This is a genomic window from Micromonospora sp. WMMD1128 (genome assembly GCF_027497235.1).
GTDB lineage: Bacteria > Actinomycetota > Actinomycetes > Mycobacteriales > Micromonosporaceae > Micromonospora.
In genome coordinates this window covers 5311220-5336768 of sequence record NZ_CP114902.1, presented here as the reverse complement: position 1 = coordinate 5336768, position 25549 = coordinate 5311220, and the positions used below count along the sequence as shown (strand labels likewise).

At 71.0% G+C, this 25549-nt stretch carries 21 protein-coding genes, 1 tRNA gene and 1 other RNA gene; 13 read left to right on the top strand and 10 right to left on the bottom strand.

All coding sequences use genetic code 11. The features are described 5' to 3' along the window. Positions 1–40: 40 nt before the first annotated feature. Both O7602_RS23785 and O7602_RS23780 read right to left on the bottom strand, forming a co-directional pair. On the bottom strand, positions 41–1147 hold the full coding sequence (locus O7602_RS23785; protein WP_281584831.1) for a GNAT family N-acetyltransferase: 1107 nt from the start codon (positions 1145–1147) through the stop codon (positions 41–43). Next, complete coding sequence (locus tag O7602_RS23780) at positions 1144–2301, bottom strand: GNAT family N-acetyltransferase (protein ID WP_281584830.1); 1158 nt, start codon at positions 2299–2301, stop codon at positions 1144–1146. Before O7602_RS23780 ends, O7602_RS23785 begins: the two co-directional genes overlap by 4 nt. Positions 2302–2471: 170 nt before the next feature. Here O7602_RS23780 and secA point away from each other — a divergent pair, with 170 nt between their 5' ends. Next, positions 2472–5381 carry a preprotein translocase subunit SecA gene (gene secA / locus O7602_RS23775; RefSeq protein ID WP_281584829.1) on the top strand — a complete coding sequence of 970 codons (2910 nt, stop codon included), beginning with the start codon at positions 2472–2474 and terminating at the stop codon, positions 5379–5381. A gap of 322 nt (positions 5382–5703) precedes the next feature. Here the strand turns inward: secA and O7602_RS23770 are convergent, their stop codons facing one another. The 3 genes from O7602_RS23770 to O7602_RS23760 all read right to left on the bottom strand — a co-directional run bounded on the left by O7602_RS23770 (position 5704) and on the right by O7602_RS23760 (position 8088). Then, entirely contained in the window at positions 5704–6807 is a 1104-nt protein-coding gene (locus O7602_RS23770) for an IS30 family transposase (protein WP_281583749.1), read from the bottom strand. A 99-nt stretch (positions 6808–6906) separates the two neighbouring features. Next, positions 6907–7314, bottom strand: a complete 408-nt coding sequence (locus O7602_RS23765) for an Rv3235 family protein (RefSeq protein ID WP_281584828.1) — start codon at positions 7312–7314, stop codon at positions 6907–6909. A gap of 546 nt (positions 7315–7860) precedes the next feature. Beyond that, complete coding sequence (locus O7602_RS23760) at positions 7861–8088, bottom strand: helix-turn-helix domain-containing protein (protein ID WP_281584827.1); 228 nt, start codon at positions 8086–8088, stop codon at positions 7861–7863. A 197-nt stretch (positions 8089–8285) separates the two neighbouring features. On the opposite strand from O7602_RS23760, the gene O7602_RS23755 reads away from it, so the two are divergent. Next, entirely contained in the window at positions 8286–8795 is a 510-nt protein-coding gene (locus O7602_RS23755; protein WP_281584826.1) for a hypothetical protein, read from the top strand. 15 nt (positions 8796–8810) lie between these two features. On the opposite strand, the gene O7602_RS23750 is transcribed toward O7602_RS23755, so the two are convergent. Continuing rightward, entirely contained in the window at positions 8811–9827 is a 1017-nt protein-coding gene (locus O7602_RS23750) for a hypothetical protein (protein ID WP_281584825.1), read from the bottom strand. A 391-nt stretch (positions 9828–10218) separates the two neighbouring features. Between O7602_RS23750 and pruA the strand changes: the two genes are divergently transcribed. The 8 genes from pruA (at position 10219) to O7602_RS23710 (ending at position 17624) form a co-directional block, all read left to right on the top strand. Next, on the top strand, positions 10219–11847 hold the full coding sequence (pruA, locus tag O7602_RS23745; RefSeq protein WP_281584824.1) for an L-glutamate gamma-semialdehyde dehydrogenase: 1629 nt from the start codon (positions 10219–10221) through the stop codon (positions 11845–11847). A gap of 154 nt (positions 11848–12001) precedes the next feature. Next, on the top strand, positions 12002–12517 hold the full coding sequence (locus O7602_RS23740) for a PadR family transcriptional regulator (protein WP_281584823.1): 516 nt from the start codon (positions 12002–12004) through the stop codon (positions 12515–12517). A gap of 45 nt (positions 12518–12562) precedes the next feature. Beyond that, entirely contained in the window at positions 12563–13684 is a 1122-nt protein-coding gene (gene prfB / locus O7602_RS23735; RefSeq protein WP_281584822.1) for a peptide chain release factor 2, read from the top strand. 118 nt (positions 13685–13802) lie between these two features. Continuing rightward, positions 13803–14483, top strand: coding sequence for a cell division ATP-binding protein FtsE (gene ftsE / locus O7602_RS23730; RefSeq protein ID WP_013284225.1), 681 nt, complete (start codon positions 13803–13805; stop codon positions 14481–14483). 67 nt (positions 14484–14550) lie between these two features. Further along, positions 14551–15426 (top strand): permease-like cell division protein FtsX, encoded by an 876-nt coding sequence (gene ftsX, locus O7602_RS23725; protein WP_281584821.1) that lies wholly within the window; start codon positions 14551–14553, stop codon positions 15424–15426. 133 nt (positions 15427–15559) lie between these two features. Then, positions 15560–16039, top strand: coding sequence for an SsrA-binding protein SmpB (gene smpB / locus O7602_RS23720; RefSeq protein ID WP_281584820.1), 480 nt, complete (start codon positions 15560–15562; stop codon positions 16037–16039). Between the two features lie 106 nt (positions 16040–16145). Further along, positions 16146–16521, top strand: a transfer-messenger RNA (tmRNA) gene (ssrA, locus tag O7602_RS23715). Between the two features lie 137 nt (positions 16522–16658). Then, the gene (locus O7602_RS23710; protein WP_281584819.1) at positions 16659–17624 is read left to right on the top strand and encodes a hypothetical protein; all 966 of its coding nucleotides are present in this window, start codon (positions 16659–16661) and stop codon (positions 17622–17624) included. A gap of 140 nt (positions 17625–17764) precedes the next feature. Here the strand turns inward: O7602_RS23710 and mdlC are convergent, their stop codons facing one another. Both mdlC and O7602_RS23700 read right to left on the bottom strand, forming a co-directional pair. Continuing rightward, positions 17765–19357 carry a benzoylformate decarboxylase gene (mdlC, locus tag O7602_RS23705; protein ID WP_281584818.1) on the bottom strand — a complete coding sequence of 531 codons (1593 nt, stop codon included), beginning with the start codon at positions 19355–19357 and terminating at the stop codon, positions 17765–17767. Between the two features lie 105 nt (positions 19358–19462). After that, complete coding sequence (locus tag O7602_RS23700; protein ID WP_281584817.1) at positions 19463–20263, bottom strand: S-methyl-5'-thioadenosine phosphorylase; 801 nt, start codon at positions 20261–20263, stop codon at positions 19463–19465. A 149-nt stretch (positions 20264–20412) separates the two neighbouring features. On the opposite strand from O7602_RS23700, the gene O7602_RS23695 reads away from it, so the two are divergent. The 3 genes from O7602_RS23695 to O7602_RS23685 all read left to right on the top strand — a co-directional run bounded on the left by O7602_RS23695 (position 20413) and on the right by O7602_RS23685 (position 22483). After that, the gene (locus tag O7602_RS23695) at positions 20413–21003 is read left to right on the top strand and encodes a YqgE/AlgH family protein (protein ID WP_281590486.1); all 591 of its coding nucleotides are present in this window, start codon (positions 20413–20415) and stop codon (positions 21001–21003) included. 87 nt (positions 21004–21090) lie between these two features. Further along, positions 21091–21163 (top strand) — tRNA-Ala (locus tag O7602_RS23690). 549 nt (positions 21164–21712) lie between these two features. Then, entirely contained in the window at positions 21713–22483 is a 771-nt protein-coding gene (locus tag O7602_RS23685; protein ID WP_281584816.1) for a YfbU family protein, read from the top strand. A gap of 123 nt (positions 22484–22606) precedes the next feature. On the opposite strand, the gene O7602_RS23680 is transcribed toward O7602_RS23685, so the two are convergent. Together O7602_RS23680 and O7602_RS23675 are read right to left on the bottom strand one after the other, a co-directional pair. Beyond that, entirely contained in the window at positions 22607–24691 is a 2085-nt protein-coding gene (locus tag O7602_RS23680) for a DNA methyltransferase (protein WP_281584815.1), read from the bottom strand. Beyond that, positions 24688–25494, bottom strand: a complete 807-nt coding sequence (locus O7602_RS23675) for a hypothetical protein (RefSeq protein ID WP_281584814.1) — start codon at positions 25492–25494, stop codon at positions 24688–24690. Before O7602_RS23675 ends, O7602_RS23680 begins: the two co-directional genes overlap by 4 nt. Positions 25495–25549 lie beyond the last annotated feature (55 nt).

The window sequence follows — 25549 nt, the reverse complement described above, 5'->3', positions numbered from 1 at the left end:
CCGACGATCCGGGGCCCCCGCGTGCTCGCGGGGGCCCCGCTCAGTCCGGGTCCGAGGCCAACCGGCCGAAGACCACCGCGTCGGTGCGGGTGCCGGCCGGCCCGGGCATGCGCCCGCGCAGCAGCCCTTCGCGCCGGAAGCCGGCCCGTTCCAGCACCCGCTGTGAGGCGACGTTCTCCAACCGGGTGCCGGCCCAGAGCCGGGCCACCCCGACGCCGAACGCCCAACCGGCGACGAGCCGGACCGCCCGGGTGGCCAGTCCCCGGCCGCGGGTCTCGGGCAGCAGGCTGAAGCCCAGCGTGGCCTGGCCGCCGGCCGGCTCGTCGTACCCCAGGGCGCAGCCGCCGACGAAGGTACCGGTGACCGCGTCGAGGATCGCCAGGTCGGCGGCGTCACCCACCAGCCAGTATCCGGCCGCGAGCCGGCAGCGGCGCGCGATCGACTCCCGGTCGGGGGCCACCGGCGGCACCCGGTTCGCCACCACCTCCGGCAGCGTGTGCATCCGGTGAAGCGCATCGGCGTCCGCCGGCGCCAGGCAGCGCAGCGTCACCACGCCGTCGGTGAGCCGGCCGCCGGGCAGGTCCGGCAGCAGCCGGGGGGTCGCCCCGGCCGGGTCGCCGGCTACGCGCACCCAGGCCATCAGGTCGTGGCGTACGCCGTCGCGCGGTGTGCTCGCCGCCCGGCGTACCCCCTCGTACCGGTAGCCGCAGGCCAGCGCGACCCGCTGGCTCGGCACGTTCTCCCGGTGGGTGAGCAGTTCCAGCCGGGCCGCGCCGGCGGCGAAGGCCCGCTCGCCCAGCAGCCGGGTGGCCGCGGTGGCCACGCCCCGGCCGCGCGCCGACGGCCCCACCCAGTAGCCGATCTCGTAATGCGCACGGTCCCGCGCGCGAGGGGTCAGCCCGACGCTGCCGAGCATCCGGTCGGTGTCCGGGTCGGCGATCGTGTACGCCGAGCCACCCGCCGCCCAGGCGGCCGGCGCGCCCTCGGTGATCCACCATCTGGCGCTGTCCACGTCGTACGGGTCCGGCAGGTCCGGGAGGAACCGGCGGGTCTCCGGATCGGCGCAGCCGGTCACCATCTCGGGGGCGTCCGCCGGACGGCACGGGCGCAGGCGCACCCCGTACCCCTCGATCGTCTCCGGCGTCATTGCAGGTCCTGCGGCAGCAGGCCGCCGATCCACACGTCCGGGCGCTCGCCGCGGTGCGGGACGCCGCCGCGCAGCGTGCCCTCGACGGTGAAGCCGGCCTTCTCGGCGGCCCGGCGGGAGGCGGTGTTGCCCACGTTGGCCCGCCACTCGACCCGGGCCAGGCCGAGCGTGGTGAAGCCCCAGGCGCAGAGCGCGGCCAGCGCGGCCGGCAGGTAGCCCCGGCCGCGGGCGTGCGGGGCGGTCATGAAGCCGACGTCGGCGACCACCGGGTCGGTGGGAAGGATGCGCAGGTCGATCGAGGCGACGTAGCGGTCGTCCGGGTCGGCCACGGCGAACATCGCGGCGGTACCCCGGGCCCAGGCCGGCCGCACCAGGTCGCGCAGGTAGCCCACGGCATGCTCGCGGTGGTACGGGTGCGGCACCGTGGTCCAGCGGACGGTGTCCTCGTCCCGGCAGGTGGTCACGATCGCGTCGAGGTCGCGTTCCTCGAGCGCGCGCAGCCGCAGCTCGGTGTCGCCCGCGGTGGCGAACAGGACGGGCTGCGGCCGGCCGAAGACCGCCGCGCGGCGGGCCTGGAGCGTGGCCGGGCCGCACGGGACCGGTTCGCCCGGCGCGGCCAGGTCGGCCGGGATCAGCGAGCCGATCCATGCCTCCGGCCGGCCCTCCTCGGACGGGTGGGCCAGGCGCAGCTCTCCGTCGACCCGGAAGCCGGCCCGCAGCGCGACCAGCCGGGAGGCGTGGTTGCCGATCTCGGCCTGCCAGGTGATCCGACGCAGCTTGAGCGCGTCGAACGCCCAGCGGGCGACCGCCCGGGTGGCGCGCACCGCGACGCCCCGCCCGCGGGCCCACGGCGCGGTCCAGTAGCCCACCTCGGCCGAGTCGAGCGCCCGGTCGACGGAGACCAGGCCGCAGGAGCCGAGCAGCTCGCCGGTGCCGGCGTCGCAGACCGCGAGCGGCGCCCCGGTGCCGTCCGCCCAGGCGGTCGCGCTGACCGTGGTCACGAACGCGAGGGCGTGTTCGGGCAGGTATGGGCGAGGTACGGTGGTCCAACGCTGGATGTCCGGGTCCTGGCAGGCGCGGTGCACCGCGTCGGCGTCCGCCGCCCGCCAGGGGCGCAGCATCAGCCCGTCCTCGACGATCTCCACAGGCTCCATCCGAGCCATGGTGCCGGATCGTTCGCGGACGGCGTAACCCGATTTGCCGCCGCCGCCCGCGCGGTCGCGGCATTATGTCGGGTTCGCGGGTCCGGACCGCCGCCACCAGTGACCATCACCGCGCCGGAGCGCCTACGATGGTTCGAGACCGTCTAGGGGAGCGTTGATCCGTGTCGATTCTGGAAAAGGTCCTTCGCGCCGGCGAAGGCCGCATGGTGCGTCGGCTGAAGGCCATCGCGGCCGCCGTCAACTCGATCGAGGACGACTACGTCAACCTCGACGACGACGAGCTGCGCGGCATGACCGACCAGTTCAGGGAACGGCTCGCCGACGGCGAGACGCTCGACGACCTGCTGCCCGAGGCGTTCGCGGTGTGCCGCGAGGCCGCCTCCCGGGTGCTCGGCCAGCGGCCCTACGACGTCCAGGTGATGGGCGGCGCGGCGCTGCACTTCGGCAACATCGCCGAGATGAAGACCGGTGAGGGCAAGACGCTCACCTCGGTCATGCCGGTCTACCTGAACGCGCTCGCCGGCAAGGGCGTGCACGTGATCACGGTGAACGACTACCTGGCCGAGCGGGACGCCGCCTGGATGGGCCGGGTGCACGACTTCCTCGGGCTCACCGTCGGGGTGGTGCTGCCCAACCGGCCCGCCACCGAGCACCGCGCGGCCTACGAGTGCGACATCACCTACGGCACCAACAACGAGTTCGGCTTCGACTACCTGCGCGACAACATGGCCTGGTCGAAGGAGGAGCTGGTCCAGCGCGGCCACTTCTTCGCGGTGGTCGACGAGGTCGACTCGATCCTCATCGACGAGGCGCGGACCCCGCTGATCATCTCCGGCCCGGCCGAGCACTCCGCCCGGTGGTACCAGGAGTTCGCGACCGTGGTGGCCCGCCTCCAGCCCGGCACCGACGGCGAGGGCGACTACGAGGTCGACCACGCCAAGCGCACTATCGCGGTCACCGAGCGCGGGGTCGCCCGGGTCGAGGACCGACTCGGCATCGACAACCTCTACGAGTCGGTCAACACGCCGCTTGTCGGCTACCTGAACAACGCGATCAAGGCCAAGGAGCTCTACAAGCGCGACAAGGACTACATCGTCAGCGACGGCGAGGTCCTGATCGTCGACGAGTTCACCGGTCGCATCCTGCACGGCCGCCGCTACAACGAGGGCATGCACCAGGCGATCGAGGCCAAGGAGGGGGTGGAGATCAAGCAGGAGAACCAGACCCTGGCCACCATCACCCTCCAGAACTACTTCCGCCTCTACGAGAAGCTCTCCGGCATGACCGGCACCGCCCAGACCGAGGCGGGCGAGTTCAACAAGGTCTACAAGGTCGGCGTCGTGACCATCCCGACGCACCGGCCGATGGTCCGGATGGACCGGCCCGACGTCATCTACAAGACCGAGAAGGCCAAGTTCAACGCCGTCGTCGAGGACATCGCCGAGCGGCACGAGCAGGGCCAGCCGGTGCTCGTCGGCACCGTCTCGGTGGAAAACTCCGAAATCCTGTCGCACATGCTGCGCCGCCGGGGCATCCCGCACGCCGTGTTGAACGCGAAGTTCCACGCCAAGGAAGCGGAGATCGTCGCCCAGGCCGGGCGCAAGGGCGGGGTCACGGTCGCCACCAACATGGCCGGCCGGGGCACGGACATCCTGCTCGGCGGCAACCCCGAGTTCCTCGCCGCCAACGAGCTCCGCCAGCGCGGCCTCGACCCGGTCGAGCAGCCGGAGGAGTACGCCAAGGCGCTCGAGGAGATCCTGCCGACCTGGAAGCAGGCGTGCGACGCCGAGGCGGAGGAGGTCGCCGCCGTCGGTGGGCTCTACGTGCTCGGCACCGAGCGGCACGAGTCCCGCCGGATCGACAACCAGCTGCGCGGTCGCGCCGGCCGGCAGGGCGACCCGGGCGAGTCCCGCTTCTACCTGTCCCTCCAGGACGAGCTGATGAAGCGCTTCCGGGCCGGCGCGGTCGAGGCCGTTATGGACCGCTTCAACATCCCGGAGGACGTGCCCATCGAGTCGAAGATGGTCACCCGCCAGATCAAGAGCGCCCAGGCCCAGATCGAGGGTCAGAACGCCGAGATCCGGAAGAACGTCCTCAAGTACGACGAGGTGCTCAACAAGCAGCGCCAGGTGGTCTACGCCGAGCGCCTCCGGGTGCTCAACGGCGAGGACCTGTCCGACCAGGTCCGCAACATGATCGACGACGTGGTCGGCGCGTACGTGGTGGGCGCGACGAGCGACGGCTACGCGGAGGACTGGGACCTCGACCAGCTCTGGTCCAGCCTGAAGCAGCTCTACCCGGTCGCCGTCACGGTCGAGGAGTTGGAGGAGGAGGTCGGCTCCCGGGCCGGCCTCGACCAGGACTTCCTGCTCGCCCGCCTCAAGGAGGACGCGAACGCCGCGTACGACCGGCGGGAGGAGCAGCTCGGCGAGGAGGCGGTCCGCCAGCTCGAGCGGATGGTCCTGCTCCAGGTGATCGACCGCAAGTGGCGCGAGCACCTGTACGAGATGGACTACCTCCAGGAGGGCATCAGCCTGCGGGCGTACGCCCAGCGCGACCCGGTGATCGAATACCAGCGCGAGGGCTTCGACATGTTCGCCACCATGATGGACGGCATCAAGGAGGAGACGGTCGGGTTCCTCTACAACCTGGACGTGCAGGTCGAGGAGGCCGAGCCGGAGGCGGAGGAGGTGCAGCTGCTGGACAAGCCGGTGGAGATCCGCGCCAAGGGTCTCAACCGCGCACCGCAGCAGCAGGGCCTGCAATACTCCGCGCCGGCGGTCGACGGGGAGGCCGGTCGTGGCGCCCCGGTGATCGAGCGGGTCGAGCAGCAGGCACCGGCGCTTGGCATCGGCCAGGCCACGCCGGAGCGTCCCGCCGCCTCGACGCCACGCCGGACCCGGGCCGGCGCGGGCGGGTCGAGTGGCCAGGCGGTCGCCGCGGGCACCGCCAGGCGGTCCGCCTCGCCGCAGGTCGACGGCGGCGAGGGCCCGTCCCGTAACGCGCCCTGCCCGTGCGGCTCGGGCCGGAAGTACAAGCGCTGCCACGGTTCACCCAACGGCGGCAACTGACCTTCAGGTACAGCTCGATGGGCCCCGGCTACGGCCGGGGCCCATCGCGCTTCCGCGCTCCGAGCTTCCGCGCTCCGAGCTTCCGCGCTCCGAGCTTCCGCGCTCCGAGCTTCCGCGCTCCGAGCTTCCGCGCTCCGAGCTTCCGCGCTCCGAGCTTCCGCGCTCCGCGCCGCTTGTGCGTTGATCAAGGAGTTTGCGTCACCCGCCGCTCACATCCTGACGCAACTCCTTGATCAACGGAGCGGGGGCGGCCGGTTCCAGTGGTGATCATGAAGTTGGCGGCGGTGTTGATTCTGGCGGGGTCAAGGGGTGAGTGCAATCGTTAGGGTGCGATGAGTTGTGCGAGGCGTTGGGCTGGTGTGTTCCAGTTCAGGGTTTCGCGGGGTCGGGTGTTGAGTTCGTGGGCGATGTCGTCGAGCCCGTTCTGGTCGATGGTGCGGAAGTCGTAGCTGCTTTTGGGGAAGTACTGGCGGAGGAGGCCGTTGGTGTTCTCGTTGGTGCCGCGTTGCCAGGGGCTGTGGGGGTCGCAGAAGTAGACCGGGCAGCCGGTGGCGATGGTGAAGTGCGGGTGGGTGGCCATTTCGGTGCCCTGGTCCCAGGTCAGGGAGCGGCGTAGGTGCGCGGGCATGCGGGTGGCCAGGTCGGTGAGGACGCCGATGACGGCTTCGCTGTCGCGGCCCTGGGGCAGGGCGCCGAGCATCACGTAGCGGGTGGCTCGTTCCACCAGGGTCACGATCGCTGAGGCGCCGGCCTTGCCGATGACCAGGTCACCTTCCCAGTGCCCGGGCACTGCCCGGTCGGTGGCCTCGGCCGGCCGGTTGCTGATGTGCAGGTCCCCGATCCAGGGCCGCCGGCTGCGGGCGGCGCCCGCGGCACGCGACTGCCGGCGCCGCTGGGTGCGTCCCGACCGTAGCGCCACCTGCCGGGTCAACTCGGCTCGCAGGCCGCCCCGCGACTGCACGTAGATCGCCTGGTAGATCGTCTCGTGGGACACCTGCAACTCCGGCCGGTCGGCGAACGTGGCCCGCAACCACGCGGCGATCTGTTTCGGAGACCACCTCCGGGCCAGTTTCCCCGCCACCACCCGCCGCAGCCGCGTACCCACCGCAAGCTTGCCCTGCTGCGGCCGACGCCTGGCCGCGTCAGCCCGCCGCTGCGCCCACTGCGCCTGATACCCCCACCGATACGGGCGACGAGCCCGCCCAGGCGGCAACGACCGCCCGAGCGGATTCTTCGTCCCGTGCCGCGCACTGTGGTGACGCGCCACCTCCCGCGACACCGTGCACACCGGCACCCCGAGCAGCCCCGCGATCTGCGAGATCGTCCTCCCCGAACCCCACAGATGCTCCAACACCTGCCGATGCCCGAACGTCAACACACCCGGCCTCGCCACCAGCACCTCCAGCCCAACCAAGATCAGTTGCACTGAAGCTTAGAAACTGCCTCTCGGATTCCGCCGCCAACCTCATGATCGGCGCGCTCAGGCCTGCTCAGGCGCGCTCAGGCCTGCTCAGGTCGGCAGTGCTCAGAGGACGTTTAGGACCAGGCAGAACCAGTTGCCCCGGTGGCGCTCCAGGCGCACGGCGACCGCCCAACTGGCGCCGCCGACGCCGACGAACACGGCGGTGGCCTCGACCGCGCCCGCCCGGGGCTCGCAGACCCGCAGACGGCGCAGGTGCAGGGCCGGCCGGGCGGTGCGGCGGCGGACCGGGGTCACCCGGCGCGCCGCCCGGGTCAGCTCGACCGACACCGCGCCGACGGCCTCGGGCAGGCAGAGCGGCCGTAGCTGCCCGGGCGGCCGGAAGCCGTTGACGATCTCCAGGAAGGTGCGGATGAACCGGTGCGCCGCCCGCGCGGCCTCGGGCGTGGCGGCGGGCCCGCCGGGCACCGCCTGAAACGCGGCCTCGGGCGTGGCAGCGGGCCCGCCGGGCACCGCCTGACCGTGGTGCCGCGGTCCAACCGCGCCGCGGGGGGAGCCGGCAGCGGGTGACGTGCCGGGGAAGCCGGTAGTGGGCGGGGTGCCGCCGGGGGAACCGGTAGTGGGCGGGGTGCCGCCGGGGGAGCCGGTAGGGGACGAGGTGCCGCCGGGTAAGCCGGTAGTAGGTGAGGCGCCGCCGCCGGCGGAACCGGTTGCGGGTGGGGCGGTGCGGGCACCCGGCGGGCCGACGGCGGACCAGCGGGGCCAGCCGGGAGCGCGGTCGGGTGCCCGGTTGGCGGGCCGGTCGGGCTCCCGCCAGCGGGGGTCGACCAGGTCGAGAGCGAGTTGGCCGGCATGGCTCCAGGCGGGCTCGTCGTCGGTGCAGGGCGGGTCGAGCGGCGGGGCGGGCCGGAGGCGGACCGGTGGACGCGGTGCCCGGGGACGGCGGGTGTCAACCATGTCAGCCCTCGAATCCTTGCGTTTGCCTTTGTTTGCCTGCGACAGATGCTCATTTTCGGGCACGACAACTGCGCGAGTCAATGGCCCACGGTCAGCGTAAGGTCACTCCATGTCGCGCTCACCAAGCGGATTTCCGCGTACCCACTCGGCGGTCTCGGCGTACTTGCGCTCGATGTACTCCTCCAGACGCGCGCGCTCGACCCGCCACTGACCCCGGCCGCCGATCTTGATGGCGGGCAGCTCGCCGCTGCGCACCATGTGGTAGACCTGCGAGTCCGACACGTTCAGCTCGGCAGCGACGTCGGACAGCAGCAGGAACCTCGACTCCACGGTGACTCCCGGGGTTGGTTTCGTTTGCCTCAGTTTGCCACCAGCCGGTGACACCTCCCAGGCCCACTTCGGCGGACACACCGGCGGAACGCTTCTCCTTCCGCGGGGGTCGGTGTATGACGGTCACGGCGTACGGCATGATCGGCGCCCGGAGCCGGCACCCGCCGGCGCGTGGCGGAGAGTGCGGGGAGAGACCGGTGACCGACGAGCTTGTCCGGGTGTACCTGCCGGCGACCGTTCCGATGCTCGCCCGGCTGCGCGACGAGGGCCTGAGCGTCGAGGCGGCGCACGCGGTCACCCCGGAGCTGCGCGAGTGGTACGCCGAGGGTGACGAGGAGGAGTTGGAGTACGTGGCCTTCACCCGGGCCGCCCAGGACGCGCTGCTCCTGCTGCGGGGCGATCCCGCCGCGTCCCGTCGGCGGGTGGTGGTCTCGGCCGACCTGCCTACCCGGGCGATCGGCCGCAACGGCGGCGAACTGGGTTCCAGCGTGGTGCGTCCGGCCGGGCCGGTCTCGGTGACGTCCGTCGCCGCGATCCACGTGGACGGCGCGGAGGCGGCCGAGGACGTGGCCGCCGCCGTCGAGGTGGTGGCCGAGGCGCAGGCCGGTGACCCGGACGCCCAGTTCACCGTGGACGGCGTCGAGGACCACGAGTTGGAGTGGTACGACGTGACCGAGCTGGACCTGCTGCTGCGCGAGGTCGGCTGAGGCGGACGCCGGGACTCAGGCGGCCGGCTCGTCCTCGTCCTCGTCGGTGACGGCGCGTGGCCCGAGCGTGCGCCCGAAGGCGATGAGCGTGGTGAGCGCGCCCACGAAGAGCACCCAGATCCCGTTGTCCACCCGGGAGGTGCCGAGGGCGGTCTGCGCCACCTGGTCGGCCTCGCTGAGCGCGGCGGCCAGGTCGAGCAGACCGCGCCCACCGACGCGGATGATCACCTCCGTGAGCAGCAGGAGCAGGCCGGCTCCGGCGCCGGCCACCAGATACGCCGGCCAGCGCAGCGGCGACGCGGCACCGTCCCGGCGTTCCGCCCGGCGGTGCGACCAGGCGAGGTAGAGGTAGGCCACCAGGCCGGCGAGCAACCCGGCGAGCAGCGACTCCGTCCGGGACACCCACTTGGCGGCGTCGAGCACCGACTGCTGGGTGTCGCCGGCTCCGAAGAGCTCGGAGAGCGGGTCCCGGGCCCGGCTGAACACCACCACGAAGACCTGCGCGGCGAGCGTGGCGGCGGCGAGACCGGCCACCACCCGCGCCTGGCGCGCGCCGGCCATCGCCCCGCCGATGATCGCGGCCGCCGCCGTGGTGCCGGCGATCGTGTTGGTGGTGGCGTTGTCGGCGTACGTCAGGTTGATCGCCACCGCGGCGGCGAGCCCGGCGAGCAGGCCGGCGCCGACGGTGGCCAGGAAACGCAGCGAGACCCGGCCCAACCGGTTGGTGGCCGCCAGGGCGATCGCGGCGCCGGTGACGAGCGCCGCGGTGATCACGCCGGGGAGCGCGTACGCGGAGAGGCTGATCGCGGTGACCCCGGCCGCGGTCGAGGTGATCGCCTCCCGGGTGGACCAGAGCATGGCCGCCAGCCAGGCGATCGACAGCAGGGCCAGCGGCAACGCGGCCGGCGCGTACTCCGGTCGGCCGACCGACGGCGCGCCCTCGGCCACGGCCTGGTCGCCGTCGGCGGGCGCCGCGACGGCCTCGGGCTGGTCCGGCTCCGCGGCCGTGGAGCTGCCGGGCTGGTTGCTCATCGTCTCCCTTTCGACGGACGCCGGATCTCCCCGCGCCGGGCCGGGCAGGTCACCGGCCACCCAGCGTACGCGGCGCGGCGCGCTCACCCGGGCTGGCGGCCCACCCGCGGCCGCGCCGGGCAGGTGGCAGCAGGGTGCCGAAGGATCGCTCGTCGGGTGGGCCTGTCGCCGATGTTTCGTCGGTCGTGAAGCGGCCCAGCCGAGGGTCCGGAGACGGGGGTGGCGTCTGCCGTGCGGTGCCGAGCCCGCGGCGCGCGGGCCGCGTGAAACAATTGGCGCAGGTCCCGCCGCCGCGACCGGTCCGCCGCGCGGTGTCCGGGCACCCGGCCGCCCGGTCGGTGCCCGCGGGTCCGGTTTCGCCATCGCCGTCGAGATCGCACAGGAGCCTGTGATGGACGCCGTGTTCTCCGTCCCCGAGCCGCGCAACGAGCCGGTACACACCTACGAGCCCGGCAGCGCCGACCGGGAGCGGCTCCAACGGCGGCTGGCCGAGTTGGCCGCCGAGCGGATCGAGCTGCCGATGACCATCGCCGGCGAGCAGCGGATGGCCGGTGGCGCGTCGATCGACGTGGTTCAGCCGCACAAGCACGCCCACGTGCTCGGCGTCACCGGACACGCCACCCACGACGACGCCCGCGCCGCGGTCGCGGCGGCCAAGGACGCCGCGGCGATGTGGCGGGCGCTGCCCTTCGAGGAGCGGGCCGCGATCTTCCTGCGCGCCGCCGACCTGCTCTCCGGCCCCTGGCGGGACACGCTCAACGCGGCGACCATGCTCGGCCAGTCCAAGACCGCGGTCCAGGCCGAGATCGACGCCGCCTGCGAGTTGATCGACTTCCTCCGGTTCAACGTCCACTTCGCCCGCCGGCTCCTGGCCGAGCAGCCGCTGTCCTCGCCGGGCGTGTGGAACCGCTTCGACCACCGGCCGCTGGAGGGCTTCGTCTACGCGGTCACCCCGTTCAACTTCACCGCGATCGCCGGCAACCTGCCGTCCGCGCCGGCCCTGCTCGGCAACACCGTGGTCTGGAAGCCGGGCCCGACCCAGCAGTTCGCCGCGCACTTCACCATGCGACTGTTCGAGGCCGCCGGCCTGCCCCCCGGCGTGATCAACATGGTCACCGGGCGCGGCGAGGAGGTCTCCGACGTCGTGCTCGCCGACCCGGACCTGGCCGGCATCCACTTCACCGGCTCCACGAAGGTCTTCCAACAGCTCTGGCGGACCGTCGGCGACAACATCGCCCGCTACCGGGGCTATCCCCGGCTGGTCGGCGAGACCGGCGGCAAGGACTTCGTGGTCGCGCACTCGAGCGCCGACGTGGACGCGCTGCACACCGCGCTGCTGCGGGGCGCCTACGAATACCAGGGGCAGAAGTGCTCGGCCGCCTCGCGGGCGTACGTCCCGCGGTCGATCTGGGAGGGTGGGCTGCGGGACCGGCTCGCCGCGTCCGCGGACGCGCTCACCTACGGCGACGTGACCGACTTCAGCAACTTCGGCGGCGCGGTGATCGACGACCGGGCGTTCGGCCGGCACACCGCCGCGCTGGAGCTGATCAGGGGCGACGGCAGCTGCCGCGTCCTGGCCGGTGGCACCGCCGACGACTCGGTCGGCTGGTTCGTCCGGCCCACGCTCTTCGAGTGCTCGGACGCCGCGCACGAGACGTTCACCACCGAATACTTCGGCCCGATCCTCGGCGTGCACGTCTTCGACGACGCCCGGTTCGACGAGGCGGTCGCCCAGGCCGAGTCGATCGCGCCGTACGCGCTGACCGGGTCGATCTTCGCGACCGACCGCCGGGTGGTCGACCAGGTGGCGGAGAGGATGCGGTACGCGGCCGGCAACTTCTACATCAACGACAAGCCGACCGGCGCGGTGGTCGGGCAGCAGCCGTTCGGCGGCGCCCGGGCCAGCGGCACCAACGACAAGGCGGGCTCCTGGCACAACCTGGTCCGCTGGACGTCGCCGCGGACGATCAAGGAGACGTTCGTGCCGCCCACTGACCACACCTACCCCCACATGGGCTGAGATGTTAGGCGGGGGCCCTTCTTAACAGACGTCTGTTAAGAAGGGCCCCCGCCTAACCTCTGTCGTCGGTGCACGGTGCACTTCGGACCGCCTGGGAGTGGCGAAAACGGCAAAACGTGGACGCAGGAGTCGACAAAGTGGCAGCTTAGAGGGCATGGCGGAATCCGGAGTCAACCCGACGGCGGCAGCCCTGCTCGGTCTGCTGCACGACGGCCCGATGACTGGCGGCCAGTTGATGGCCGCTGCCGAGCGCCGGCTGGCGCCGTACTGGTCGATGACCCGCAGCCAGGTCTACCGGGAGCTTCCGGTCCTGGCCGAGAAGGGTCTGGTGCGGCTCGGCAAGCCCGGGCCGCGGATGAGCCAGCCGTACGCGCTCACGGCGGCCGGGAAACGGACATTCTCCCGCTGGTTGGCGGAGAATCCCGGCAAGGACACCATCCGCAACCCGATCGCGTTGCGGATGGCGTTCGGCAGCCTGCACTCGTCCAGCCAGCTCAAGAACCTGTACGTCTCGGCGAACGAATACCACACCGAGGCGCTGGCGGCGGTGCGGGAGCAGGTCAAGAACGCGAAGAAGGAGGGCGACAACTACGACGCCAGCGCGCTGGAGTTCGCCGTCGCGTACCACCGGGCGGCGCTGTCCTGGCTGAAGACCGCGCCGGCCGGCTGACCACCTGCGACAAGTCGCCGGACGTACGCAGTAGTCTTGTCTGTCGTGACCGCTGCCGATTACGCCGAACAGCTCAAGGAACTCGACGCCACGCTGCGCAACATCGAGGCCGTGCTCGACCTCGACAAGCTGCGCGAGCAGAAGGCCCGCCTGGAGCAGGAGGCCTCCGCGCCCGACCTGTGGGACGACCAGGCCAAGGCGCAGCAGGTGACGTCGCAGCTGTCGTACGTCAACGGCGAGATCAACAAGCTGGGCGACCTGCGCTCCCGGCTCGACGACGCCGGGGTGCTGCTGGAGCTCGCCCAGGCGGAGTCCGACCCGGGCGCGCTGACCGAGGTCGAGTCGGAGATCACCGGGCTGACCAAGGCCATCCAGGAGATGGAGGTCCGCACGCTGCTCTCCGGCGAGTACGACTCCCGGGAGGCGCTCGTCGCCATCCGGGCCGGCGCCGGTGGCGTGGACGCCGCGGACTTCGCCGAGATGCTGCTGCGGATGTACCTGCGGTGGGCGGAGCGTCACGGCTACCCCACGGAGGTCTACGAGACCTCGTACGCCGAGGAGGCGGGCCTGAAGTCGGCCACCTTCACGGTGAAGGTGCCCTACGCCTTCGGCACGCTCAGCGTGGAGTCCGGCACCCACCGGCTGGTGCGGATCAGCCCGTTCGACAACCAGGGCCGCCGGCAGACCAGTTTCGCCGGCGTCGAGGTGCTGCCGGTGGTGGAGCAGACCGACCACATCGACATTCCCGAGAACGAGATGCGGATCGACGTCTACCGGTCCTCCGGGCCGGGTGGGCAGAGCGTCAACACCACCGACTCGGCGGTCCGGATCACCCACATCCCGACCGGCATCGTGGTCACCTGCCAGAACGAGAAGTCCCAGCTCCAGAACAAGGCGTCCGCGCTGCGGGTGCTCCAGGCCCGGCTGCTGGAGCGCAAGCGGCAGGAGGAGCAGGCCAAGATGGCCGGCCTGAAGACCGACGCCGCCGGCTCGTGGGGCGACCAGATGCGGTCGTACGTGCTGCATCCTTATCAGATGGTGAAGGATCTGCGTACCGAGCAGGAGACGGGCAATCCGTCCTCGGTCTTCGACGGTGAGCTGGACAGTTTCATCGAGGCGGGTATCCGCTGGCGGAAGCAGCAGCAGCTCAGTGCTGACGGTGCGTGATCGAGGCCGGACGGAGTGCGTCATCGATCTCGGTCTGACCCGGTAAATCGATGACGCGCGCCGCAACTGGGGGGCGTGGGGCTTGGCTCTGCGGTTACACCGCGTAGACTCTCGACCCGTGATTCAGCTTGAGCAAGTGACGAAGACGTACCCGAAGGCGTCCCGGCCTTCGCTCGACAACGTGTCCGTCTCGATCGAGAAGGGCGAGTTCGTCTTCTTCATCGGTCCATCCGGCTCCGGCAAGTCCACCATCATCAAGTTGCTGCTGCACGAGGTGACGCCCAACAAGGGCCGCGTCGTCGTCAACGGCAAGGACGTCACGTCGATGCGTTCGTGGAAGCGCCCCCACTTCCGGCGTTCGATCGGCTGCGTCTTCCAGGACTTCCGGTTGCTGCCGAACCGCACCGCGTACGAGAACGTGGCGTTCGCGCTCGAGGTGATCGGCAAGACGAAGGCGGTGGCCCGTCGGGTCGTGCCGGAGGTGCTGGAACTGGTCGGTCTCGGCGGCAAGGAGCACCGCTACCCGCACGAGCTCTCCGGTGGTGAGCAGCAGCGCGTCGCGGTGGCGCGGGCGTTCGTGAACCGGCCGCTCATCCTGCTGGCCGACGAGCCGACCGGAAACCTGGACCCGGACACCTCGATCGAGATCATGCGCCTGCTGGACCGGATCAACCGCACCGGCACGACCGTCGTGATGGTCACGCACGACTCCAACATCGTGAACCAGATGCGGCGCCGGGTGATCGAGATCGAGAGTGGCCGCATCGTGCGCGACCAGGCCCGCGGCGTCTACGGCTGAGCCGACCAGGCGACCCGTTGATCCCGACGACGAACACCTCACGCCGGAGAGCCGGAGGAATATCCCGATGCGGATGAAGTACGTCCTGTCCGAGGTACTGGTCGGACTGTGGCGCAACGTCACCATGACGATCGCCATGATCATCACCATGGCGGTGTCGCTGTTCATGCTGGGCGGCAGCGGCCTTCTCTACCAGAAGGTCGGCGACATGAAGGATCTCTACTACGAGAACGTCCAGGTCTCGATCTTCCTGAAGACCGACGTCCAGGAGCAGCAGCGCGCCGACCTGGAATCCAAGCTCAACGCCGACCCGCTGGTCAAGGACGTCACATACGTCAACAAGGACGAGGCGTACAAGCGCTTCCAGCAGATGTACGCCGACGCGCCGGACCTGGTGAACGCCGTCAAGCCCGACCAGCTCCCGGAGTCGTTCCGGCTCACGCTCAACGACCCGCAGCAGTACAAGCAGATCTACGACCAGTACAAGACCGCCGAGGGCATCGACACGATCGTCGACCAGAGCAAGCTGCTCGACAAGGTCTTCGGTGTGCTCACCGGCATCCAGAACGGCGCGCTGGCGCTGGCGATCGTGATGGCCGCCGCCGCGCTGCTGCTGGTGGCGAACACGATCCAGGTGGCCGCGTACAGCAAGCGGCGTGAGGTCGCGGTCATGAAGCTGGTCGGCGCGTCCAACTGGTTCATCCAGGCGCCGTTCGTGCTGGAGGCGGTGGTGGCCGGTCTGATCGGCTCCATCCTCGGCCTGGTCGCGCTGATCGGCGTGAAGACGCTGGCGGCGGGCAGTTCGATGGCGGCCCTGGAGGGGCTGATCACCCCGATCTCCTGGTCCGAGATCTTCCTGACCTTCCCGCTGATGGCCGCCGTCGGTGGCCTGGTCAGCGCCATCACCGCGTGGGTCACGCTCCGCTTCTACCTGCGGGTCTAGTTGCCCGTACGGCTCTCCGCGGGCCCTCCCGCGCCGGAATAAACGGCGCGGGAGGGCTCTTGTGGTTCCGGTAGCATGATCTTCGCTCGCCGGTCGTCCGCCGGCGAGTCGATCGGAGAAGGGGGTGGCGCCGGTGCCACGGGAAAAGGGGCGGAAGGTGGTCGCCTCCAACAAGAAGGCGCGTCACGACTACGCCATCCTCGACACGTACGAGGCGGGCATGGCGTTGACCGGCACCGAGGTCAAGTCGCTGCGGGCCGGGCGGGCGTCGCTCGTCGACGCGTTCGCCCAGGAGCGCGACGGCGAGCTCTACCTGCACGGCATGCACGTCCCGGAGTACGCCCAGGGCACCTGGACCAACCACGAGCCCCGGCGCACCCGCAAGCTCCTGCTCAACCGGCTGGAGATCAACCGGCTGCTGGGCAAGCTCAAGGAGAGCGGTCTCACGCTGGTGCCGTTGCAGGTCTACTTCTCCGACGGCTGGGCGAAGGTGGAGATCGGCCTGGCCCGGGGTAAGAAGTCGTACGACAAGCGGCAGGACCTCGCCAAGCGGGACGCCGACCGGGAGATCGCCCGGGCGGCGGGCCGGCGCGGCAAGGGGATGGATGACTGAAAAGTCCGGTTCGTCCGGTTGCCGGCTCGGTGGGCCGGCCTCGGGATGAATTCGGTTGCGGCAGGCGTTAGGCTTGGTGGTGCTGCCGACAGGGGCAGCCCGTCGAGGGGGTGACTGGTTTCGACTTCGTACGCAGCGACAGGGGAAGCGAGCCGAGGAAGCCGACGTCGTCTCGAGAATCGGTCGTCGGAAACCAATAAGCGCCAAGAACAATCGCGCTGACTTCGCTCTCGCCGCCTGAGGCGAGTAGCAAGTCTGTCGGCCTGGGAGCGCCTTCGACCCAGTTAGCCGGCATCAGCTAGAAGGCTGGCCAATCGGACCCGGTCGCGGGGTCCGTGCGGCGAGATCAATCAGCGACTGGGCCCGTCACACCAACTTGCTCGCGTGAGCGGTGGGGCCGAGTAGAGGCATAGCGAGCTGCGCTCGGAGAAGCCCTGACAAACCGGCGAAGGACCCGGGTTCGATTCCCGGCACCTCCACCACCCTGTGCGCCCCGGTCCGGTTGGACCGGGGCGCACAGTCATTCCCACCTCACCCCTCCGCTGTCCCCGCGCTTTCACGGAAAGAGTGCCGTGGGGTGGGTGGGGAACCGGGGCGGGGGGTGGGGCGTCCAATCCGCATGCGCCGATCTGTCGCCCTGCTCGGGCTTCCGCTGCTGGTCCTCTCCGGTTGCGCCGCGCCCGGCGCCGGCACCGCGCCGCCCGCCGGCCCGGACCAGCCCGCCGCCTTCACCCAACGCGCCGAGGAGGTGGCCGGACGCTGGCAGCCGGGGCAGCAGTGGCACGACGGGTACGTCCCCCTCCAGGACGCCACCGTGCTCACCGGCGATCCGGGCTTCACCGGCGACACGAAGGTGGCGTTCCACGCCGGCTGGTACCGGGACCAGGTGAAGATGCCGGCCGCCGTCCCGCCGGACGGGGTGATCCGGTTCGCCGACGGCGAGCTGCGGGTGCCGCTGGTCAGCGCCGCCGACGCGTACGCCGAACTGGACCAGGGGGATCCGCCGCCGTGCGACGGGCGGCCCGCTGGACCGCGGATGTCCCGGCCCGGATCGCCGGAGCCGGGCGGGCCGACCGTCGAGCCCGGTCCGGAGGGCCCGGTGTCGACCAGCGCGCCGACGCCCTGCGTCCCGCTCACCGTGACCGCGGCGCGGCTGGGCAGCGCGCCGGTGTGGACCAGCCGGGGCCGGGCCGAGGTGCCGGCGTGGCTGTTCACCGTGGACGAGATGGCCGTACCGGTGGCTCGGCTCGCGGTCGCGCCGCGCGCGGTGGGCGCGGTGCCGAGCGGCGCGGCGGACGGCAAGCCGCTGCCGGGCGGCCTGGTCGCCGCGGAGGGGCTGCGGGCGGTGGCGGGCGACCGCCTCGACTACATCGTCGGTGTCGGCGCCTGCGACAGCGAGCCCACCCCGCTGGTGCTGGAACGACCGGACGTGGTGGTGGTCGGCGCCTCGGTGGTCCGGCCCACCGGTGTCTGCACCCTGCAGCTGAAGATGGCACCGGTGAGCGTCACGCTCGACGCCCCGCTCGGCGACCGCACCGTGCTCGACGTCGGCAGCGGCCTCCCGCTGACCGTCCGCCCCGGCTGAGCCGACCAGGCCGGGCTGCCCGGCTGAACCGACCAGGCCGGGCTGCCCGGCTGAGCCGACCAGGCCGGGCTGCCCGGCTGAGCCGACCGGGCCGGGCCGCCCCGGCTGAGCCGCATCCGGCTGGACCGCCCCGGGCCGGGTCACAGGATCCGGGGGACCTCGGTGCTGATCGGTGCCGCCAGCACCGTGGGCCGGTCCGCGGCCAGCGCGTCGGCGAGCGCCGCGCCCAGCCGGTCCGGTGACACCACCTCGGCGGCGCAGCCGTAGCCGCGTGCCACCGCGGTCACGTCCAGCCCGGGCAGGTCCAGCGCCGGCACGCCCGGCGTGTGCTTCAGCTCGGCGAACGCCTTGAGGATCGCGTACTGCTGGTTCACCGGGACCACGACGGGCAGCGGCAACCGCAGCCGCGCCGCGGTCCACAGCGCCTGCACCGAGTAGTGGAAGGAGCCGTCGCCGATCACCGCGACCACCGGCCGACCGCGCCCGGTGTCCCGCTCGGCGAGCGCCAGGCCCACCGCCGCCGGCAACCCGAAGCCCAGGCCGCCGCTGGCCATCGTGAAGTACGAACGCGGCCGGTCGATCCGCAGCCGGCGGCGCAACGCGGACAGGTTGGACGGTGACTCCTGCACCAGCACCCCGTCCGCCGGCCAGGCGGCGGCGAGCGCCCCGAAGAGCGTGTCCGCGCCGGGCGGGTCCGTCAGCTCCGGCTCCGGCGGAGGCTCGCGGGGCGGCGGCGTGGGTCGGTCGCTCGGCGGCAGCAGCTCCCGCAGCGCGGCCATGGTCAGCCCGGCGTCACCGAGCAGGCTCTCCCCGACCGGCGCCCGGCCCGCCTCGTCGGGGTCGTCGGTGACGTGCAGCAGCCGGGTGCCCTCGGGTAGAAAGTCGCCCGGCACGTGCGGGTAGTAGCGGAACACCGGCGCGCCGACCACGAGCACGGTGTCGTGTCCGCGCAGCGCCTCCGACAGCGGCCCGATCGCGTACGGCAGGACGCCGCGGAACAGCGGGTGGCGCTCGGGGAAGACGGCCCGCTCCGGCGCCGGGGCGGCCCACACCGGTGCGGCCAACCGCTCGGCCAGCGCGACGGCCGCCGGCCATGCGCCGGCCCGGTCCACGGCAGCGCCGAGCACCAGCGCCGGGGCGCGGGAAGCGGCGAGCGCGGTGGCGAAGCCGCGCAGCCGGTCCGGGTCCGGCCCGAACCGGGTGGCGACGGTACGCACCTGCGGCGGCGGGCCGGCGACGCGGTCCCAGTCGTCCATCGGCAGGGAGAGGAAGACCGGCCCGGCGGGCGGCTGCACCGCCGTGGCGTACGCCCGCATGAAGGCCGCCGGGATGTCCTGCGCGCGGGTCGGCTCGTGGGCCCACTTGACGTACGGCTGGGGCAGCTCGACCGCCCGGGGGCTGGCCAGGCGGGGCTCGATCAGCAGCATCTCGCGGGTCTGCTGGCCGGCGCTGACGATCAGCGGGGTCCGGTTGTGCCAGGCGGTGACGAGGTTGCCCATGCCGTTGCCGACGCCCGGCGCGGTGTGCAGGTTGACGTGTGCGGGTCGGCCGGTGCCCTGCGCGTAGCCGTCGGCCATGGCGACCGCCGACGCCTCCTGAAGCGCGTGCACGTAGCGGAAGTCGCTCGGGAAGTCGGCGAGGAACGGCTCCTCGGTCGAGCCGGGGTTGCCGAAGACGGTGGTCAGCCCGAGCGCGCGCAGCAGGTCGTGGGTGGCCTCGCGCACCGTCGCCATCGCCGGCTGCCTCCGTCCCGGGCCGCGGTGCCGGAGACGGCTCGGTGCGCCGGCCCCCGACCCACCGAATCTAGCGGGCCGAGGCGGACTTTTCGGGCGCTTCGCTCACGGCAGGGGGAACGGCAGCGTGATGCCGTCCAACGCGGCGTCGCAGCGGCAGTCCCGCTCGGTGGGCAGCGCGGCGACCGCGTCGAGCAGCAGCCCGCGCAGCCGGTCGGTGTTCTCGGCGAAGACGCCGAACACCTCCTCCTGGGTGACCTCCTCGCCCGCCTCGACACCCGCGTCCAGGTCGGTGACGAGCGCGATCGAGGTGTAACAGAGCGCCAACTCGCGGGCGAGCACCGCCTCCGGGTGCCCGGTCATGTTGACGACCGTGCCGCCGATCGAGGCGAACCAGCGCGACTCCGCCCGGGTCGAGAAGCGCGGCCCCTCGACCACCACCACCGTCCCGCCGTCCACCGCCGGCACGCCCCGGCCGGCCGCCGCCGACAGCAGCGTCCGCCGCCCGGCCGGGCAGTACGGGTCGGCGAAGGACACGTGCACCGCGCCCCGGTCGTAGTAGGTCTGCGCCCGCCCGCTGGTGCGGTCGATCAACTGGTCCGGCACCACGAACGTGCCCGGCCCCAACTCCGGCCGGAGACCGCCGACCGCGCACGGCGCCAGCACCTGGCGTACGCCGAGGGCGCGCAACGCCCAGAGGTTGGCCCGGTAGGGGATCCGGTGCGGCGGATACCTGTGGTCGCGGCCGTGTCGCGGCAGGAACGCCACCCGTCGCCCGCCCACCTCGGCGACCGTGATCGGATCCGACGGCGCGCCGTACGGAGTGTCCACCACGTGCTCCACGCCGTCGAGCAGGGCGTAGAGACCCGACCCACCGATCACCGCCAGTTCGGCCTCCGTCGCCATCCGATCCTCCCTCGATCCGTTGCGATCACCCGCCGGTCAGACCTTAGCCAGCGGGCGGGACGCAAGCTATGGTGCGAGACATGGCGTTGACAGCGTGGACGGTCGACGGCGTCAGGCCCGCACGGGCGCACGGCTGACGGGTGTCGGACATGCAGGGTGAGGGGCAGGCGATCGGTGGCCGAGCCATGGAGTCGATGACCGGACGGCTGCTGGTCGCGACCCCCGTGCTTAAGGACCCGAACTTCGACCGTACGGTCGTGCTTCTGGTCGCGCACGAGCCCGGCGGCGCCCTCGGCGTGGTCCTCAACCGGGCCACCGAGGTCGCGGTGGCCGACGTCCTCGGCGACTGGAGCGACCTGGCGCGCGACCCCGCGGTGCTCTTCGAGGGCGGCCCGGTGCAGCCCGACTCCGCCATCTGCCTGGCCCGGATGCGCCACCCGGTCAAACCGGTCCGGGGCTTCCACCGAGTCTCCGGCGCGGTCGGCACCATCGACCTCTCGGTCGACCCGGAGAAGCTGCGGGACGCCGTCGGTGGGATCCGGGTGTTCGCCGGCTACTCCGGCTGGGGTGCCGGGCAGTTGGAGCGGGAGATCGAGGAAGGGTCCTGGTTCGTGCTTGACGCGCTCCCCGGCGACGCCTTCGTCGACCGGCCGGATGATCTCTGGCCGATGGTGCTGCGCCGGCAGGGCGGCATGATGGCGGCGGTGGCCCACTTCCCGCCGGACGTGGCGCTCAACTGACCCGTCGCGGAGGACCCCCGCCAGATGACCATGCCGAGCGGCGTGTGTATAGTTCTTCCCGTGCCCGGGCGACCGGGCCGACCGCAGGGGGCCGTGGCGCAGCTGGTAGCGCACCACACTGGCAGTGTGGGGGTCAGGGGTTCGAGTCCCCTCGGCTCCACCCGAAACCGCAGGTCAGCGGCATTTTCAAGCGATGCTTGTGAATGTCGCTGGCTTTGCGTCTCACATCGTCTCACGACGTGGAGGCTGTTGGTCTCCTGGAGAGGGCCTGCTCCAACGGTCGGAGCATGGCCAGGGCAGCCCAAACCCTGCTCTCTTCGGAGTGTTTTCCCTGGTGGTAGTGGCTGTGTCAGCCTGTTGGCCCGCCCGGCTCGTCGAAGTTCGCAGGGCCCGAGACCGTCGGCGGGGCGCCGCACCACATCGAATGTGTTCTGGTGTGGCAACGGGCCTGGGTAGTCGTGAGACCTCCTGCGATGAGACCGGCCTCGGCCGTTGCTGGCCGGCGTCCTGCTCGGCGACGCCCTCTGACAGCTGAAGTCGACGACGCGCGGGAGTCGGTTGCCGCGAGTAGCGCGGAGAGGCTTGGTAGGGGGTCGAGGACCCTGGCTACCGATGTGGCCGGGGTCTTCTGCTGCGTCTAACCAAGGCACCAGGAAGGCGCCCCTGTGTGACTGTGTTACGGTATCGTCATACACGATGGGAGGTTGGCATGGCTGTGCTGAATATTCGAGTGGACGATCGAGTCCGTGATCAGCTCAAGGAGATGGCGGACGACGAGGGCGTGACCCTCAGCGAGTTCGTCCGCGACCTGCTCATGGAGGCCGTCGTGCCCGTTTACGAGCGGGAGGGCAAGCACGGCGACGAGCCCGCACCGGAAAGCATGCGGATCGTGGACCGGCAGGTGCTCTCCCTTCTGCACCGGATCCTCGGCCGCGTGCTACCGGAGGACGCCAACGACGTGGACGGTGACCTCGCCTACCAGCTGATGCGGGCGCGCATCCTTGAGGCTGGCTTTACCGGCGAGTACTGGTACGAGGTGGCAGGCTTCAACACGGAGCTGTCGAAGCGGGACTGCGGGCGGGTGTCGGACATTCTCCAGATGTTCCGCATCATCACCTACAGCATCGACCATCTCTCGAAGGAGGGGACGCCCGTCAACGACGAGCTGGCGTTCGAACTCGAGTTCCGGGGGTTCGATCACAACGATGCGCTGGAAGGGCACATGGCGAGCTACGTCGACTTCCTGATGCGCGATGACCGTTGGACGGAACTCAAGCCCCAGTTGGAGCGCAACGACAACGGGAACTCGCATTCGCGCGTGCTCGACACGTACCTGCGGATGCTGTCCGAGTTTCGTCGCATCATGGACGGCCGCGAGCGGGGGTTCGGTCGTCCGGACTACCTGCTGTCGCTCAAGGAGTTGGAGCAGATTGCCGCGGCGCGCATCCACCCGTCCAACCGTCGCCAGGCGCAGAGCTGACCGGCACGATGCAACGTGCTGAGCGCCAGCGTGCCGGCGTCACTCTGCGTCCAACTACGCCGATCGAGGCATGGACCGATCCTCTGCCGCAGCTCCGACACGGAGGTCGATGACGCGCGGGGGTCAGGCTGCGGGGAGCAGCGCGGTGATGGTTCCCGTCGCTAGGTCGTCGACCTGAGTAGTGACGGCGTCGTCCAAGGGTGTGCCCACGGATGCGAGATATGCCAGCAAGGATCCGCGCACGACCGAACGGACATCGCCCGCGCCGACGTCGACGCCGGCGTCCCGCAGAGCGGCCAGCTCCTTCTGCGCGGTGGCGAGCGCTTCCTCGATCGAGCGGTTCGGGTTGGTCGCGCCGTCGACGGCCCGACGGCAGACCATCACGCTGTCCAGGTTCGAGGGCTCCCGCGTGCCGGCCTTGACGATGCTCGTCGTCATCTCGCCCTTGACCGGCTGGACGGCGGTCACCACGAAGCCGGCCCGCCGCAGCGACTCGACCACCTGGACCCATCCGCTGATACGGGCCTGGTGGAAGGTGAAGGCCAGCAGTCCGCCAGGCTTCAGGACCCGGGCGCACTCCGCCCAGACGGCCTCGATCGCCTTGCCGAACTCGGCCGGGTCCGCGTGCTGGACCTCACCCGCCCGACGGGTCGTGGGCGTCTGGGCGTACCCCTCGTACGGCCGCATCGCTTGGAGCCAGGCGTGGAAGAAGTCGGCGAGCTCGGCGTAGTGGACATTGTCCATGTACGGCGGGTCGGTGACGACCAAATCGACGGACGCCTCCGGGAGGTCCGTGTCCGCCGAGTTCCTGGTGGCGACATAGGCGGCCTGGACAGTGGTGGCCGAGAACGAGTCCCAGGAGTCGGCGATCGTCGCCGCCAACGGCTCGGAGAGCCCAGTGACGCGGTTGATATTGGTGCCGTCGTCAACGAGGTCAGCCGGCTCCGCCTTGTACTCGTGGGCACGCTGCAGACGGCTCTTGTAGAGCGTCGAGAACGCCCCCGACGACTGGGCCGTCCCCCAGGGATGGGCCTCGAGCGGCGTCCGCTCCGGCTTGAGGATGTGGTGGCTGAACATGTGGCGGACAGCGCCGGTGCCCTCGCCCTTGAAAGACGTGAACAGGTTGTTGAACTCGAGGGTGCCCGAAAAGAGTGCGCAGAGTGCCTCGCGTTCAGCGGCCGGACCCGACAGGTCACGGATCGCAGTCGCGATCATCGAGAGCGAGACCAGCTGACGGGCGTTGAAGAAGTCGCGCCACTGGCGGAAGTTCCACTTCAGCGCCTGGTCAGTATTGTTGCCGCGCGCGAGTTCGCCTCGCGGGAGGACAGCCGTGTCAGGCCAGCTGGCGAGCAACTCCACGCACTCGTCGTAGAGGTCACGATCCCAGTCAGTAATGGCCTCGTAGACCTTCGACCCGTCCCGGTTCGCGACCATCTTCGCGTACATCTCGTACTCGGGCCGGCTGCCGTTGAGCGCCGACAGGGTCTTGAAGCTGTGGCCGTGCCGGCAGGTCGCCACCTGGCCACGGACGGCCCCGCGCTGAGAGATCGTGTGTCCGTTCGGGCAGGTGGCGGTCTCGAAGTCGTAGCGGCTCTCCTGGACCGTCAGGCACTCCGGACAGACGATCTGGGCCTTCGGGACGCGCTTCGGGTAGGCGTTCTTGGAAAAGACCGGTGAGTCGAACAGGCGCACGCGGTCCGAGCAGTCGGGGCACTCGACGGTCGCGACCCAGAAGTAGTACAGGACCGTCCGGCCGTCCTCGGTCCGGTGGAGGCGATCGATCTCCTCGCGGCAAGCCGCCTCGATTGCGGCATACGCGGTTGTCAGAGCCTGCATGTCCCAGGGCTGCATTGCCTGGCGCTGGACCAGGGTCGCGACGGGGTTGATGTCGAAGCAGACGGCGCGGCCACCGAGCTTCAGCACCTCGACGCCCGTCACGCCCGACCCCGAGAACGGGTCGAGCACCACGGCACCCGCCAGGTCGACGGCCGAGCCGTACGCGGACGCGGCGTCATCGCCTTCGGGCGTGGCGGCTGAGGTGAGGATGCCTCGGAAGACGGTACCCAGCCGCTTGGCCCACCACTTGTGCGTGCTGGTGGCCGGGCGGTGGACCTCCTTGCGCCAGGACTCTTTGGTGCCGACGGCGCTGAGCATCGCGGCCGGGAACGTCGACTCCAAGCTGGTCTGCGCTGGCACGACGGAGGTCACGAGCGGGATCCGTTCAGCGTGACCTTCTTGGAGTCACCCGCGCCGCGTGATCGGTAGGCGCGGAACCGATGGACCGTGCCGGCGTTCGGGTTCGGCTCCTTGTGCGTGACCATCTCGTTGGTCTGCATGTTGAACTCGTAGGACACGAGCACCTCGTCGACCTCAACGCGGTCGAGGTCGCCAACGTGGACGAGCTGGTCGGACTGGATCGCGTAGTTGGCCGGGAGGATGAGCGTGGCGAGCCCGGCGGTGCCCGAGGCGAGAGCGAAGGGGGTCGGCACGACGTACATCTTGCGGTCGCGGACGAGGATGTCGCCGTAGGAGCCGAAGCCGCGGAACGACTTGTTCTTGTGAACGTACTCGTGGTCGGCGTTAAGGAGGCTGCCGTGGCAGACCACCAGGTCGACCACCGGGTACTCATCGACACCGCGTTCAGACTTCGGGTAGCGGCCGAACACGTAGAAGACCTCGCGGCCGTTGTGCTTGCCCGTCGGCACCTGCGAGTTGGAGTCGTAGTCGGCCTCACGGCCCGGGAACTCCAGGCCCTTGACCTCGTAGCCCTCCGGGTGGTCGACCAGTCGGAAGTCCGGGTACGTGTTTCGTCCCGGCTCGTCGTAGTTCAGCGTGCAGGCTTCGATGCGGGCCTGTACCCAGTTCTGGAAGTGGTACTCCTTGTCACTGGCCGAGACCCGCTTGATCAAGTCACCGTCAGCTCGGGCCCGCTCGCACTCCAAGAACACCTGCTCGACTGCGGTCACTGTCACCCTCTGCTTCGACTTGCTGTCATGCTCGTAGACGAGCAATGGTTCTCAGGCTACCGACAGCATCCGACAGTACGGGGGAGGGCCCGTCGCCGGC

Bases quoted from the DNA above. Each gene is read 5' to 3' on its own strand.
- O7602_RS23785 (WP_281584831.1), bottom strand. From the start codon at position 1,147: ATGACGCCGGAGACGATCGAGGGGTACGGGGTGCGCCTGCGCCCGTGC.
- O7602_RS23780 (WP_281584830.1), bottom strand. From the start codon at position 2,301: ATGGAGCCTGTGGAGATCGTCGAGGACGGGCTGATGCTGCGCCCCTGG.
- O7602_RS23750 (WP_281584825.1), bottom strand. From the start codon at position 9,827: ATGAGCAACCAGCCCGGCAGCTCCACGGCCGCGGAGCCGGACCAGCCC.
- pruA (WP_281584824.1), top strand. From the start codon at position 10,219: ATGGACGCCGTGTTCTCCGTCCCCGAGCCGCGCAACGAGCCGGTACAC.
- O7602_RS23740 (WP_281584823.1), top strand. From the start codon at position 12,002: ATGGCGGAATCCGGAGTCAACCCGACGGCGGCAGCCCTGCTCGGTCTG.
- ftsX (WP_281584821.1), top strand. From the start codon at position 14,551: ATGCGGATGAAGTACGTCCTGTCCGAGGTACTGGTCGGACTGTGGCGC.
- O7602_RS23710 (WP_281584819.1), top strand. From the start codon at position 16,659: ATGCGCCGATCTGTCGCCCTGCTCGGGCTTCCGCTGCTGGTCCTCTCC.
- mdlC (WP_281584818.1), bottom strand. From the start codon at position 19,357: ATGGCGACGGTGCGCGAGGCCACCCACGACCTGCTGCGCGCGCTCGGG.
- O7602_RS23700 (WP_281584817.1), bottom strand. From the start codon at position 20,263: ATGGCGACGGAGGCCGAACTGGCGGTGATCGGTGGGTCGGGTCTCTAC.
- O7602_RS23695 (WP_281590486.1), top strand. From the start codon at position 20,413: ATGCAGGGTGAGGGGCAGGCGATCGGTGGCCGAGCCATGGAGTCGATG.
- O7602_RS23685 (WP_281584816.1), top strand. From the start codon at position 21,713: ATGGCTGTGCTGAATATTCGAGTGGACGATCGAGTCCGTGATCAGCTC.